The sequence below is a fragment of the Brevibacillus nitrificans genome (assembly GCF_003710965.1).
Classification (GTDB): domain Bacteria; phylum Bacillota; class Bacilli; order Brevibacillales; family Brevibacillaceae; genus Brevibacillus; species Brevibacillus centrosporus.
On the sequence record NZ_RHHU01000003.1, the window covers coordinates 1,564,394 to 1,578,109 of the forward strand.

Genomic DNA, 13,716 nt, shown 5'->3' on the forward strand with positions numbered 1-13,716 from the left:
AGAGAAAGGAAGGGTTTGGATATGACAATGACATCGCAAAGAGCTCCCTTGGTGGTCCAAGACTTGACGGTTGCCTATCAGAAGAAGCCTGTGCTCAGAAGCGTGCACATAGAAGTGCCCGAGGGTAAGCTCATTGGCATTATCGGGCCAAACGGTGCGGGAAAATCCACATTTATCAAAGCGGTGCAAGGTCTGATCCCCATCGCTTCAGGTGAAACCGAGATATACGGGAAGCCTTACAAGCAGCAGCGCAAGCTAGTCGGATACGTCCCTCAGCGTGAATCCGTGGATTGGGATTTCCCCACGGATGCACTGGATGTCGTTTTGATGGGGAGATACGGAAGACTGGGCTGGTTTCGTCGCCCTGGAAAAGCTGACCGCGACTTTGCCTTGGAGTGCCTGTCAAAGGTAGGAATGGCAGACTACGCAAACCGGCAAATCAGCCAGCTATCCGGCGGTCAGCAGCAGCGAGTATTTCTGGCGCGCGCATTGGCACAGGAGGCACAATTGTACTTCATGGATGAACCGTTCGCTGGTGTAGATGCTGCTACCGAAAGAGCCATCATTCAGCTCCTCAACGAGCTAAAGCAGCAGAAAAAAACCGTTCTCGTCGTCCATCATGACCTGCAAACAGTGGAAGAGTATTTTGACTGGACCATCCTGCTCAATCGACGTGTGATCGCGGCTGGCCCCACCCATGAGGCCTTTACCCCTGAAAATTTGCAGAAGACCTATGGTGGCCGTCTGCATGTCCTGGGCAATCAGGTACTGCTGACTGGCTCTGCTGAAACGGAGGAGGCATCCACGCAATGAATATTTGGCTTGCATTGCAGGATCCCAATACACAGTGGGTACTCATGGGTTGCGTTTTGCTCGGGATTAGCAGCGGCGTTCTCGGTTGCTTTGCTTTCCTGCGAGGGCGGTCTCTGGTAGGCGATGCCCTCGCCCATGCCGCTTTGCCTGGGGTTTGCCTCGTCTATTTGCTCACAGGGTCCAAGTCCATTGGTCTCTTTCTGATCGGAGCGGGTGTGGCTGGACTTTTAGCCACCTATTGCATCACGGCCATTTCGCGCCATACACGAATCAAGGAAGACACCTCTCTGGCCCTCACCCTCTCTGTCTTTTTCGGGGTCGGGATCGTGCTCTTGACTCACATCCAGCACAGCGCTAGCGGAAATCAAAGCGGTCTGGATAAGTTTCTGTTTGGGCAGGCAGCTTCTCTTGTTTTTACCGATGTCATTACGATCATGCTCGTTGCAGCTGTCCTTATTGTCATCACTGCCCTTTTGTTCAAAGAGTTTACCCTGCTCTCCTTTGACCCCGGCTTTGGGCGAGGATTGGGCTTCCCTATGGGCTTGCTCGATGGTCTGCTCATGCTGATGCTGCTCATGTCTGTCGTCATTGGCCTGCAAGCCGTTGGGGTCGTGCTGGTAGCCGCCATGCTGATTGCTCCTGCTGTCACAGCCCGCTATTGGACAGATAAGCTCAGCAAAATGGTCGTGCTGGCCGGTTTCTTTGGAGCCCTGAGCGGCGTTCTTGGAACCTTGATCAGTACCCAGCAGGAAAATTTGCCTACAGGGCCGACCATTGTGCTATCCGCTACCGCCTTCTTCCTGTTTTCCCTTTTGTTCTCCCCTCGCCGTGGCGTACTCGCCCGGATGGCTCGTTTCTTGCGCATGCGTAAAAAAGTCCTGCGCGAGGATGTCATGCAAGCATTGTACGAGCGTTTGGAGGAACAGACAAAAAGCCGCCCTACCAGTGTTTATCACGGTTTTGGAGCGGAGCAGCTGGCACAGAAATGCGGAAAGCGTGCTACAGCCGTTCGCAAAGCTCTGTACGATTTACAAAAGCTATCGTTCGTCTCAGAGCGTTCCCGTACGGAAGTGGAAACCCTGTGGACTTTCACGGCTGAAGGACTGAAAGAAGCTCACCGTCTCGTGCTGAATCAGCGACTTTGGGATTTGTATCATATGAACCAGAACCAATACAACAACCTAGAGATTGACGTAAACCAAGAGGAATTGGCCCCTCAGCTGACGGACGAAACGCTTTCACTCATGCTCGCGCAGCTGAGCGCCTACGATTTGACGCCGAGGCTGTCCGATCATCACAGCGTTTCTCACCTTCTTCACCCTTCGAAACAAGGGGGGCTCTCGCTATGAACTCGTTCTGGATCATTCTAACCGGGTCCCTCGTGGCCGCCTCTTGCGGGTTTCTCGGCTGCTTCCTCATCTTGCGCCGAATGGCTATGCTCGGTGATGCGATCAGCCATGCCATCCTCCCTGGTATCGTACTCGCCTTCCTTTTCAGCGGAAGCCGGGAAATCCTGCCTATGCTCATGGGGGCTGCCATCATTGGCTTGATCACGGTCTTCATCGTTCAGATGCTGCATCAAAGCGGGGTCAAATCAGACGCTGCCATAGGCGTTACCTTTACCGCCCTCTTCTCTGTCGGGGTCGTGTTGGTTTCCCTGTACACCCAGCAGGTCGATCTAGATCTGGATTGCGTTTTATACGGGGAGATTGCCTATGTTCCATGGGATACCTGGCAGTTTGGCGGAATGGACATGGGACCGCGTGCCCTGTGGGGGGTAGGAGGCGTGTTTTTGTTCAGCCTTCTCATCATCGGATTGTTTTTCAAGCAATTCAAGCTGTGCGCTTTTGACCCTGCACTCGCTGCTGCCATCGGGATTCCCGTTGTCCTTTTCCACTATCTCCTGATGACACTTGTCTCCCTGACGACAGTCGCTGCCTTCGAAAGTGTTGGCGCGATTCTGGTCGTCGCGATGCTGGTGGTCCCAAGCGCCACGGCCTATCTGCTAACAGATCGTCTCCACATCATGCTCTTTATCAGCATGGCAGTCGGCGTCCTCTCCGCCATCCTTGGCTACTTTTTCGCCTCCTGGCTGGACAGTTCGATTGCAGGCGCGATGACAGCGGTAGCTGGGCTACTCTTTTTCCTGGCTTTCCTGTTCTCCCCTCGCCACGGCATGATCAGCAAGATGGTGGCGAGAAAAAAGATTCACATCGGCGAAGCATAAAAAAAGAGGAAACGCTGACGTTCAAAAAAGAGCGTCAGCGTTTTTGTGTCACGCACTATGGTTTGACTGCCTGGAGGATTTCACGTTCCCCTTATGGAAGTAAAAGGTAATTCATGGGAGATGAGGGATACCTACATGATCTACCGCAGAAAAACGTATCGTATCAGGCCAGAGCAGCTAGAGGTTTTTACCGACTTTTTTCACATGTATCTGTACCCGAACCAAATTCAGCATGGTGCCAGATTGGTAGGACGCTGGGTCAATGAGTCCAAAGACGAGATCGTTGCCATATGGGAATACGACAGCATGGAGCACTACGAACAAATCGAGCGAATGATCAAACAGAGTGACCTGCACACCAAGGCAAGGAACAAGCGCCAAGAGTTAGGCGAGCTGTATCTGGACTTCACTCAAGACTTTTTGACATCTACTACGGATTTGCAAAAAGGATCCCAGGCTCCTCGGCACATTACCGCCGTCAGCGGTTTCATCACCAATCAGGATGGGGAAGTATTACTGGTTCGCAATTTGCATCGCCCTGACACACTCGAAATGCCCGGTGGGCAAGTCGAGGAAGGCGAAACCCTCGAAGAAGCTCTGCATCGCGAAATTGCGGAGGAAACCGGTGCGACGGTACGCCTGATCGGGATCACAGGCATCTACCAAAATGTCACCTCAGGCATTCTCTGTGTCGTTTTCCGTGGCGAGTATCTCAGTGGAGAGCTGCAGCCAGCTGAAGGCGAGACCTCAGAGGTCGTATTCAAGCACATTACAAAAGAAAATGCGGAAGCCTGGATTACCCGCCCCCATCTCAGGAGTAGATTGCTCGATGCACGAGAGCCAAGCTACTTGCCTTATGAAGCTTTTCGCCTGCGGCCTTATGAGCTTCTCTCGCGTTATGAAGCAAAAAAAGAATTCAGCTGACTCGGTAGGCGCGGTCAGCTGAATGGGTTGTGTACGCTCATCCGTTCGATTCAGGTAGATCATAATTGTAATACACATACGGATCTTTAGGCGCCTTCGCTTGCTCGACTTTGTTCGCCCGAAGGACTAGCATGTCATATCCGTCCACACTTCTTGCCTCCAGCTTACCTCGTACCTTTACCCAGCTGTCCTTTGCCCATTTGCTCGCCTGCTCGTCTTCCACCAGCACGCCAAACACGCTGGCATCTGCTGTGCAGCATGTAACGGAAAAACGGGCGACTACAAATTGTTGGGAGGTAAAATCGGGCTGCCGATAAACGAATCCAAATGTCTCAATCTCTTTTCCCGCAAAATCCTTTGCGTACAGCTCCATCGTCGTCAATCCATCTAAAAATACCTTGTCGTTCAGCTGGATGACGGGCTGTTTATACAACGCAACGGCCAAGTCGGTATAAAAGTCTCCAAACCCCGTGTTTGAAAACTTTTGACGAATCTGATCGTCCGTCAGCTTTGGAGCATTTACAGGCGTGTCCCCCACGGAGGATGGCGCTTGATCCGCTTCTTTGTTTGCAGGTAGCTGCGCTTTCAACTGTGGCTCGGAAACAGCTGGGGGTACCGCCGTCTCATTCTTTGCGGCTGTATTTCCTGAACCCATTACCTCTGCCAGCTTCCTCACATCATTGCTTAGCAGCGTAATCCCTCTTTTTTCGGCGACGTCACTTCCCAGGATTTGATCCGGCATCAGAAAGCCCATCACCAGCGGCAATGCAAACATCCCGTAAACGAGTGCGGAGCGCCACCAAGTGCGCGGCAGCTTGTGCGCATCCTCGCAATCGCACTCATACGCGTTTACTCCCAGATACGCCTGGCGCAGACTGACCAATGTCAGCAGAATCAAAATGGCCAGCGTCACGTAGCTGAATACGTGCAAACGAGGAGCCAGGTAGTGGTTCAGCCTATCAGTTGCGACTAGCTGTGCCAATAACAAAGTAAATCCGATGAGAATGAGGCTGCGCAAAAAATAGTGACGTTTCACTGCTGCTTGATTCACCTTCATCCCTCCTAAATGGGCCAGAATACCGTGACGGCAAATACGAGTATGGTAACGGCCGCTACCAGTTTTACCACGAATCCGAAGCGAAATGATCCAAGAAGCATGAGTGTCGTTTTCATATCGAGCATGGGACCAAAGACAAGAAACGCTAACAGGGACCCACTATGAAAGGACTGGGAAAAGGACGCGGCGATAAAGGCGTCTGCCTCGGAGCATAAAGAAAAGAGATACGCCATACCCATCATGACCAGATGGGAAGCATACGGCGCCTGTCCGACCTCTACTAGCGTCTCCCTGCTTACGTACACTTGAAGAATGGCGCTGATAAAGGCACCCAGCAGCAAATATTTCCCCATGTCAAAAAATTCATCGATGGCGTGGCCAAATGTGGCAGACAGCTTCCCTCTGATCGCTTCTGAATGCGCCGCCTCGTGACGGATTTGCGACTCCATGCCTAGACGCAACGGATTTTTACGCACAAACAGATAGACGAGTGCACCTATCAAGATCGCAACGACAAAAGCTGCTGCCGCTCGATGGAACGCCATATCGGGCTGTCTGGTAAACGCAATGTATGTAGAGGACATAACGACTGGATTGACGATGGGGCCCGCTAGTAAAAATGTGATCCCTACATGCAGCGGCATGCCTTTTTGAATCAATCGACGCACAACGGGTATGATGGCACATTCGCAGACCGGGAATAAAAATCCAAGCAATGCTCCAAAGGGGAGCGCTATCAGCGGATGCTTGGGGGTCCAGCGCCGAACCTGCTCTTCTGTGACGAACGTCTGGATGAAAGCAGAAAAGAATACCCCGAGCAAAACAAACGGGATGGCTTCCAAGACGATACTCAGAAAAAACGTTTTGACGTCCAGCCAACGCGGAGACCATTCCCATTGCCCACCAGCAAACCAGTCCTTTTTGCCGATCGTGGTCAACCAGACGGCTCCCAGGCCCAGAATAAGTGCACCAATAATCTCCAGGAAAAAATGGCGCAGCTTCGTAAGCAACTCGAACTTCCCCTTTCTAAATCGTAATTATTTCGAATTATATTCATTTCGGGACAAACATACAACCATTTTCTTTGCTCCCCCGCTTCCTCCACTTCCCTACCTCCACTTGGGCATGAAACGGGTTCTTTCGCATAGCTGCCGTGAGTCGTCAGCCGTAATCAGTCTCTTTCCTCGTCCGTAAGCAGCGGACATGAATCACAAGCCCGGCTCTTATCGCCGCCACGTACGATGTAAGCGAGACAACAGTGCTTGCGGATATAATAGGGACTGCTTCCATCTGACGGGTGATAGAGGCGAAACTCCATGGCAAGTGGACTCTTTTTCGTTCGGTCACAGCTAGCGGGACCCTCTAGTAATGCCTTCCATTGCCCATCGATCTGCAACGCTTTTTCGGGAATGTCCATTTTCAGCTGCAAAGCCTTCTGTGCGGTGTTATAGGAAATCTGCGAAAACAGATGTGTCATCTTGGTTCTCGACACCTCGGACACCCGCTGAAACAACGGAGTCAGGTGCTTGTACACAAAAGAAGACAGGAAGACCTCGACTTCATCGTCTGATAGCTCGCTCAACAGCTTTACCGCCGTTCGAGGAAGAACAATCCCCATTTCCCCTCCATCTTTGCGCGTAATAAACGTATGCTGAGGCGAGGTATCCAAAATAATCTGATAGCGGATAAGCGCATCGAACAACCCCATGCTAAGGACTGAATAACGCTTGGCAAACAGCGTGCCCGTGACAGCTAACGCTGCATGATTCATTTGACTGCTCTGCTCTTCTAAAAACTCCCTCATTTGCAGCTTCTGGTCGATCAGATCCTGTACCCGATACTCACCTTTTGTCTGCGAAAGATCGTCTTCGATAGAGATGCCGTATTGTTTTGCTAAATACATTGACCATTCCCGATTCATGTAAGCACGACCTTCCGCATCATGTGATAATAATTCTTATTCTCACTTTCATTGTACCGAAGACAGCACGCTATGAAAAGATTCCCAGTTTTTTGTGTTTCGATTGTCTCACTACGGGACAAGCGCCCTACATCATGCTAGCAAGAATTGCTTCCAATCACCTATACTCCCATCCTTTTTATTCCAGTTCCAACCCTTTATAATAGAAGTACCAACTCTCGTCCATCTGGAAAGGAGGTGGGTCCCCCAAAAAGCCGCTCACATGATTTGACGTAACCGTGTCCGGAGCACCTACTCTCTAGACGAATGGAGGCGTCACGCATGAACCATCCTGATTTCCGCCATCTGTTAGCCTGCATGGACGACGTCACGTCCGCTGCCATGGACGAAAACACAGGTCCAGCAGATCCTGCCGAGTACCACTCTCTGTACGGGCGTTTGCAAGATGCTGCCGACACCCTCCCGCCGCTTTATCGCGTACATGTTTATGAACCGTTTATGCTAGCCGTGGACAAGCTTTCCGAGGCTGGATTCAACAGCATGCTTAACCGCGATCCTCGAAAAGAACGGGAGGCCGGGTTGTTTTTTGATATTGCTCACGCCATTCTCCAAAACAGTGAAGCGTACGAACGTGAAGCAACTGATGCCTTTCAGGAAGTAGTCAGCGATTTGTACGACGGCTTTTTAAGTGAGGAAGACAGGAAAGGAATCAAGCCACCGGATGAAAGCCTGATCGCTCCTCTCGTGAAATGGGGACGCCCCCAGTTTGGACCCTATACCTGGACGGCTGAAGCTGCCGCCCACTTTGACATCAAAACAGGAATTGTCAACCTCCCTCCGGCCAATGCTCGGCATGGTTTGTTGGCGTGGTCAGCGCTTGGCCACGAAACAGCCGGACATGACATCCTGCACGCAGACAAAGGATTGCTCGCCGAGCTGCAGCATCATGTTTACGACGCTTTGGCTGATGAGCTGTCCCATTCTACTTTAGCCAACTACTGGGCGCTACGTATCGATGAGACCGCCTCGGATGTCCTCGGCATTTTAAATACAGGCCCGGCCGCAGGCATCGGTTTGATCGGCTATTTCCGCGGATTGAACAAGGCGTACACGGGAGTACCCACTTTGCGCAACACGGGTCCACAAAACGATCCTCACCCAGCAGATATTCTGCGAGGCTACCTAGCCGCCGAGACCGTTCGCCTCCTCCAGTTCGACAATGCCGCCGAGTGGGCGGAAGCCTTACAGGAAGAAACAGATAAAGACCACTCAGGAATTCTTCTCGGAAGGACCTCCCTAGATGTAGAGACTGCCAAAAAGTCAGCGGCGATTGTCGCTCGCACCATTACCAATGCACGATTAAATAGTCTGGAAGGACATGCCCTCGGCCAAATTCAAAACTGGCAGAATCACGATGAAAAAATCGTTCGGGATATCCGCACACATTTGTCCGAATCACAAGCTGTTCACGATTGCGTCGTTTCAGGCATGTATGCCGCACATGTCGTCGCTGCTGCGGTCACGGCATCCATTGCGGGTGAAGTCCCCATTTCCGATGCCTTTTCCCGTATGACGGCCTTGCTGAAAACGATGCACGATGCCAACCCTTCTTGGGGACCACTGTATGTTCGGCATCGGGGAGATCTATCGCCACATCGTGCTTATTCTCGTACCGCTAGCTAGTTTTTCACTTTCATTTTGAAAAGCCGTTTTCTTTTGCGAGACGGCTTTTTTTGTTGTCCGAAAACATTCAAATGATCACTTGAATATTATATTGTATCTGGTATGATTTAGGGAAAGACAGTCAAGAAAGAGGAGATACACATGACTGACTACGACGTGATCGTGATTGGCGCAGGCCAAGCGGGGTTATCCATCGGGTACTACCTTCAACGACATAAGCTTTCCTTTGTCATTCTGGAAAAAAATATACGTGTCGGTACAAGCTGGCGCGAACGCTACGACTCTTTGATTCTTTTCACTCCACGTGCTTTTAATGACTTGCCCGGACTCCCCTTTCCCGGAGATCGACATGGATTTCCAGACAAAAATGAAGCGGCTCATTATTTGGAAATGTATGCCCGCTACCATTCATTCCCTATCCGGCTTGGTGTTGAAGTCCTGCGCGTGGAAAACCAGGGAAGGAGCTATCTGGTGCACACGCAGGAGCAGATTTTTCGTGCACGGTCGGTAGTTGTCGCGACTGGTCCTTTTCAAGAGCCCTATTGGCCTTCTCTGCATAGCCACGTTGGGAAGGAGATCGCGCAATGGCATACGGCCACCTTTCGAAATGGGCAGCAGGTGGACCCAGGCACCGTACTTGTTGTTGGCGGAGGCAATTCAGGCATCCAAATCGCGACCGAGCTGGCGCAAAAGCATTCCGTTTTTTTATCCATCGGGCAGTCACGAACCCATCTGCCGCTTTCCATTTTGGGTAAAACTATTTTTTATTACCTACGCTCACTGGGCTTGCTTACTGCTCCATCCTCTTCCCGGCTCGGAAGGCTGTACCGCTCATTGCCTGACCCCATTTTCGGATACAAAAAGGAGCTTGGGCAGCTGCAACGTGCAGGCAAACTAAAAATAGCACCACGAACCGTGTCCCTGTCAGGCTGTACCGCTGTTTTTGAAGATGGCAGCACCGCTGACTTTTCCACGATCATTTGGGCAACGGGCTATCGCCCCAACTATACATGGCTGGACGTACTCGGTGCTTGCAACGAGCTAGGCCGCCCTTTCCATCAAAAAGGCGTCTCCCCAGTTTCCGGACTGTTTTTTCTGGGATTGCCGTGGCAGCGCAATCGGCAGTCTGCCTTGATGGGCGGCGTTGGTCATGACGCGGCTATGCTGACAAACGAAATCGTAGACTTTCTTCGCTCGGAAACTGTTTCTATAGGAGGCACGATGTATGGGACACCACCATCACGATCACTCTCATGATCATAGTCACCATCACCATGGCAGAGGTGCCAGCAAAAAGGCTTTGCTTGTATCCCTCTGCATCATCACGTTGTTTTTGATTGTAGAAATTATCGGAGGCTTCTTCACGAACAGCTTGGCGCTCCTTTCCGATGCAGGCCATATGCTCAGCGACGCCTCGGCTCTTTTGCTGAGCTTGATTGCCCTCCACTTTGCTTCGCGCCCACCATCTGCCCAGAAGACGTTTGGGATGCACCGCTTTGAAATTTTGGCTGCCTTGATCAACGGTGTCACGCTCGTCGTGATTTCCCTGATCATCATCTGGGAGGCCTACCAGCGCCTGCTTGCACCACCTGAGGTCGCCAGTGGAACCATGATTATCATTGCCACTGTCGGGCTGTTGGCGAACGTCGCAGCTGCCTTTGTCCTCATGCGTGGAGACTACAAGGAAAATATGAATGTCAGAAGCGCCTATCTGCACGTCCTCGGTGACATGCTGGGTTCCATCGGCGCCATTCTTGGCGGAATTTTGATGTGGGCATTTGGCTGGTATATCGCCGATCCCCTGATCAGTGTCGTCGTCGCCATCCTCATCATGCTCAGCGCTTGGCGGGTTACAAAGGAATCCGTCCATATCCTGCTGGAAGGAGCGCCGAGCCGACTTGACACCACCGAGATCGCAGGAAGGCTGCAGCAGCTGGAAGGTGTCACTGCTGTACATGACTTGCATGTGTGGACCGTTACTTCCGGCTTCGAATCCCTCACCTGCCATTTGATCGCAGCGGACGATTTGCCTAGCTATCCGATACTGGCACAGGCCCTCCAGGTATTGGAGCATGATTTTGGGATCACCCACGCGACGATCCAAATCGAAAATTCTTCGGTCCAGCACGACCGACTGCATTGTGAAGAAGGCTCTCATCAGGAGGACCATGAAGCGCTCAGTCACGCGCATATCTGTCAGGGACACGATCATTCCCATGAAAAAGCGAAGCACGAGCATTAGCGAAAAAAACCATCTCCCTGTTGATAGGAGATGGTTTTTGCTTGTTCTGTTATTAGTCTTCCATCGTAGACAGGTCGCCAGTCGGCAAGCCCAGCTCCCATGCTTTCAAGACGCGGCGCATGATTTTACCGGAGCGCGTCTTCGGCAGCTTGTCGCGGAATTCGATCTCACGCGGCGCGGCATGCGCAGCCAGACCTTCCTTCACAAACTTGCGGATTTCTTCCATCAGTTCATCGGTAGGCTCATAACCGGCACGGAGCGCGATGAACGCTTTGATGATCTCTCCACGAACAGGGTCCGGTTTCCCGATCACACCTGCCTCCGCTACAGCTGGATGCTCGACCAGCTTGCTTTCTACCTCAAACGGACCGACGCGCTCACCCGATGTATTGATCACGTCATCGATACGTCCTTGGAACCAGAAGTAGCCTTCTTCATCCTTGTAGGCAGAGTCGCCAGAAACGTACCAGCCCGGGATATGGAAGTACTCCTGATATTTCGCAGGATTGTTCCAGATTTGACGCATCATCGCTGGCCAGCCGACTTTGACAGCCAGATTCCCCATGCGGTTTGGCGGCAGCTCATTGCCTTGGTCGTCGATGATGGATGCGTAGACTCCCGGAATCGGTTTGCCCATCGAGCCAGGCTTGATCGCCATGGATTTGTAGTTACAGATCAACTGGCCACCTGTCTCCGTCATCCACCATGTATCGTGAATGCGATGGTTGAATACGCGCATGCCCCAATACACAACCTCTGGATTGAGCGGTTCGCCGACGCTCAAAACGTGACGCAGGTTGGAGAAATCGTATTTTTTGACCAGCTCATCCCCTGCTCCCATCAGCATGCGGAAGGAAGTCGGTGCGCTGTACCAGACGCTGACTTTGTACTTTTCTACCGTTTCGTACCAGGATTCCGGTGTGAAACGTCCGCCGCGGACTACGTTTGTCACACCATTCAGCCAAGGGGCAAAAATCCCGTAGGCAGTACCCGTTACCCAGCCTGGATCGGCTGTGCACCAGTAGATGTCGTCCTCCTGCAGGTCCAGTACCCATTTTCCTGTTTGATAGTGCTGGATCATGGCATTGTGTACGTGCAAGACACCTTTGGGTTTCCCCGTAGATCCAGACGTATAATGCAGGATCATTCCGTCTTCACGGTCGACCCACTCGATTTCAAAATCGGAGGAGGCTTCGGCCATCGCTGCTTCGAAGCTGATTTGTCCTTCTGCCAGTTCGTCTTTGGAGCCTACCACGATCACGTGCTTCAAAGCAGGCAGTTCGTTCACCGGAACACGAGGCAGCAGCGCAGGTGTGGTGATGATCGCAACAGCTTCACTGTTTTCCAGACGATCGCGCACAGCTGCTTCCATGAACGCCTCGAACAGCGGCCCTACGATTGCGCCCACTTTTAACGTCCCTAAAACGCTTACATAAAGCTCTGGCGTACGAGGCATGAAGACGAATACGCGGTCTCCTTTTGCAATTCCCAGCCCGCGCAGGACGTTCCCGAATTTATTGGACAGCTCGCTAAGCTGTGCATACGTGTACGTTTCATCCCGGGTCAGATCACTGTATATGAGAGCGGTTTTGTCTTTACGATCAGTCAGTACATGGCGGTCAATGGCTTCGTACGCCATGTTTACTTTCCCTGTCTCGTGCCAAGAGAATTGTTTTTCCACTTCAGCCCAATCAAAGTTCGCGTAGACTTCGTCGTAATTACTCAGATTAAACCGACCTTCCGTAGCCGGAATTTTTTCCACGTTCATACTTTCACTCTCCTAGACTCCAATGGATTCTTTTTCATTCAACTTTCATAATATTTCTGCACTTCTTTGTAAATTCCTTCTGCCAGTAACCTACTTATTCGAAGCTCGTACAAATCTAGTATAATGAGCGGTACTCACACCCAAGAAGGAGATGGCATCCGGAAATGATATGGTTGTTCCTTGCCGTAGCTATCGCCCTGTTATTCATTCGCGCTTACCGCAATACATTTGACGTTCATACCAAATATGTATCCGTCCCGCTTCAGCCTTCCCGCAGACTCCCTGATCCCGCGGATTGGGAGCCGTTGTCTATCTTGCACTTGTCTGATTTGCACATGGAAAATATCTCTGTGGAAGCATCCAGAGTCGTCGAGGATTTTTCCGATCGTCAGCTCGATCTCATTGCGATCACCGGAGATCTGTTAGACCGTCAAAAAAACATTCCGAAGGCGATTCACTATGTGAAAACGGTGATGACGCTGCAACCTGCCCTCGGCACCTACGTCGTTTTCGGCAATCACGATTACGTACTGCCAGCCTCCAAGCTCGCCCTCCTGAAAACGGAGCTTGAGCGCATCGGCTGCAAGGTACTCATCAACCAGCATGTAACGATTTCCCATCGCGGAAACCCCCTGCACATCATCGGAGTAGACAACTTCTCAACAGGACACAGCAAGCTAGGCAAGTCTTTTGAGCACGTACCCATGACAGGGGCAAGACTGGTGCTCACCCATGATCCAAACGTGGTCCTGCACATGAAGAATTACTCGTACGACTACTTGCTTTCCGGTCACTTCCACGGAGGGCAGATTCACTGGCCGCGTCCGTTTCACCTCGCGAAAATGGGCAAGCTGCCTAAGCTGAACATGGTAGTGGGGCTGCATCACGTGGATGGGCGCCCTTTTTACATCAGTGAAGGTCTGGGGCAGACTGGGCTTAATATCCGCTTGCGTTCGCGGCCGGAAATCACCCTGCACACCATGGCGGGCTCAGCCTATTTCCCCCACGGACAAAATGCACCCTTCGCCACTTCTATGCAGGAAGCTTCTGCCACGCTCGCCCTTGACTGAGGTATAATGCA

12 protein-coding genes and 1 pseudogene are annotated in these 13,716 nt (G+C 51.7%); 9 read left to right on the forward strand and 4 right to left on the reverse strand.

From position 1 onward, the window contains the following. Positions 1-27 precede the first annotated feature (27 nt). The 5 genes and pseudogenes from EDM59_RS09385 to EDM59_RS31675 all read left to right on the forward strand — a co-directional run bounded on the left by EDM59_RS09385 (position 28) and on the right by EDM59_RS31675 (position 3,964). Complete coding sequence (locus EDM59_RS09385) at positions 28-813, forward strand: metal ABC transporter ATP-binding protein (RefSeq protein WP_122923431.1); 786 nt, start codon at positions 28-30, stop codon at positions 811-813. Then, entirely contained in the window at positions 810-2,162 is a 1,353-nt protein-coding gene (locus tag EDM59_RS09390) for a metal ABC transporter permease (RefSeq protein WP_122923308.1), read from the forward strand. Before EDM59_RS09385 ends, EDM59_RS09390 begins: the two co-directional genes overlap by 4 nt. Next, entirely contained in the window at positions 2,159-3,040 is an 882-nt protein-coding gene (locus tag EDM59_RS09395; RefSeq protein WP_122923309.1) for a metal ABC transporter permease, read from the forward strand. Before EDM59_RS09390 ends, EDM59_RS09395 begins: the two co-directional genes overlap by 4 nt. Positions 3,041-3,175: 135 nt before the next feature. Beyond that, positions 3,176-3,358: pseudogene (locus tag EDM59_RS31670) on the forward strand (NIPSNAP family protein); the annotation flags it as partial. Positions 3,359-3,478: 120 nt separating this feature from the next. Beyond that, on the forward strand, positions 3,479-3,964 hold the full coding sequence (locus EDM59_RS31675) for an NUDIX hydrolase (RefSeq protein WP_342769196.1): 486 nt from the start codon (positions 3,479-3,481) through the stop codon (positions 3,962-3,964). Positions 3,965-4,001: 37 nt separating this feature from the next. Here EDM59_RS31675 and EDM59_RS09405 read toward each other — a convergent pair whose 3' ends face one another. The 3 genes from EDM59_RS09405 to EDM59_RS09415 all read right to left on the reverse strand — a co-directional run bounded on the left by EDM59_RS09405 (position 4,002) and on the right by EDM59_RS09415 (position 6,942). Further along, complete coding sequence (locus EDM59_RS09405) at positions 4,002-5,015, reverse strand: TIGR03943 family putative permease subunit (protein ID WP_122923310.1); 1,014 nt, start codon at positions 5,013-5,015, stop codon at positions 4,002-4,004. An 11-nt stretch (positions 5,016-5,026) separates the two neighbouring features. Then, positions 5,027-6,031, reverse strand: coding sequence for a permease (locus EDM59_RS09410; protein ID WP_122923311.1), 1,005 nt, complete (start codon positions 6,029-6,031; stop codon positions 5,027-5,029). Between the two features lie 161 nt (positions 6,032-6,192). After that, entirely contained in the window at positions 6,193-6,942 is a 750-nt protein-coding gene (locus EDM59_RS09415; protein ID WP_122923312.1) for a (2Fe-2S)-binding protein, read from the reverse strand. Between the two features lie 321 nt (positions 6,943-7,263). On the opposite strand from EDM59_RS09415, the gene EDM59_RS09420 reads away from it, so the two are divergent. The 3 genes from EDM59_RS09420 to EDM59_RS09430 all read left to right on the forward strand — a co-directional run bounded on the left by EDM59_RS09420 (position 7,264) and on the right by EDM59_RS09430 (position 10,867). After that, complete coding sequence (locus EDM59_RS09420; protein WP_122923313.1) at positions 7,264-8,625, forward strand: hypothetical protein; 1,362 nt, start codon at positions 7,264-7,266, stop codon at positions 8,623-8,625. Positions 8,626-8,766: 141 nt separating this feature from the next. Further along, a complete protein-coding gene (locus EDM59_RS09425; protein ID WP_122923314.1) occupies positions 8,767-9,882 on the forward strand; it encodes a flavin-containing monooxygenase in 1,116 nt (371 codons plus the stop codon). After that, entirely contained in the window at positions 9,851-10,867 is a 1,017-nt protein-coding gene (locus EDM59_RS09430; RefSeq protein ID WP_122923315.1) for a cation diffusion facilitator family transporter, read from the forward strand. Before EDM59_RS09425 ends, EDM59_RS09430 begins: the two co-directional genes overlap by 32 nt. Before the next feature lie 52 nt (positions 10,868-10,919). On the opposite strand, the gene acsA is transcribed toward EDM59_RS09430, so the two are convergent. Next, positions 10,920-12,635 carry an acetate--CoA ligase gene (acsA, locus tag EDM59_RS09435; RefSeq protein WP_122923316.1) on the reverse strand — a complete coding sequence of 572 codons (1,716 nt, stop codon included), beginning with the start codon at positions 12,633-12,635 and terminating at the stop codon, positions 10,920-10,922. Positions 12,636-12,799: 164 nt separating this feature from the next. On the opposite strand from acsA, the gene EDM59_RS09440 reads away from it, so the two are divergent. Next, complete coding sequence (locus EDM59_RS09440; protein WP_122923317.1) at positions 12,800-13,705, forward strand: metallophosphoesterase; 906 nt, start codon at positions 12,800-12,802, stop codon at positions 13,703-13,705. Positions 13,706-13,716 lie beyond the last annotated feature (11 nt).

Excerpts from the sequence above, each read along its gene's own strand:
- acsA (WP_122923316.1), bottom strand. The coding sequence starts at position 12,635 with ATGAACGTGGAAAAAATTCCGGCTACGGAAGGTCGGTTTAATCTGAGT.
- EDM59_RS09385 (WP_122923431.1), top strand. The coding sequence starts at position 28 with ATGACATCGCAAAGAGCTCCCTTGGTGGTCCAAGACTTGACGGTTGCC.
- EDM59_RS09430 (WP_122923315.1), top strand. The coding sequence starts at position 9,851 with ATGGGACACCACCATCACGATCACTCTCATGATCATAGTCACCATCAC.
- EDM59_RS09420 (WP_122923313.1), top strand. The coding sequence starts at position 7,264 with ATGAACCATCCTGATTTCCGCCATCTGTTAGCCTGCATGGACGACGTC.
- EDM59_RS09390 (WP_122923308.1), top strand. The coding sequence starts at position 810 with ATGAATATTTGGCTTGCATTGCAGGATCCCAATACACAGTGGGTACTC.
- EDM59_RS09415 (WP_122923312.1), bottom strand. The coding sequence starts at position 6,942 with ATGAATCGGGAATGGTCAATGTATTTAGCAAAACAATACGGCATCTCT.
- EDM59_RS09440 (WP_122923317.1), top strand. The coding sequence starts at position 12,800 with ATGATATGGTTGTTCCTTGCCGTAGCTATCGCCCTGTTATTCATTCGC.
- EDM59_RS09395 (WP_122923309.1), top strand. The coding sequence starts at position 2,159 with ATGAACTCGTTCTGGATCATTCTAACCGGGTCCCTCGTGGCCGCCTCT.
- EDM59_RS09425 (WP_122923314.1), top strand. The coding sequence starts at position 8,767 with ATGACTGACTACGACGTGATCGTGATTGGCGCAGGCCAAGCGGGGTTA.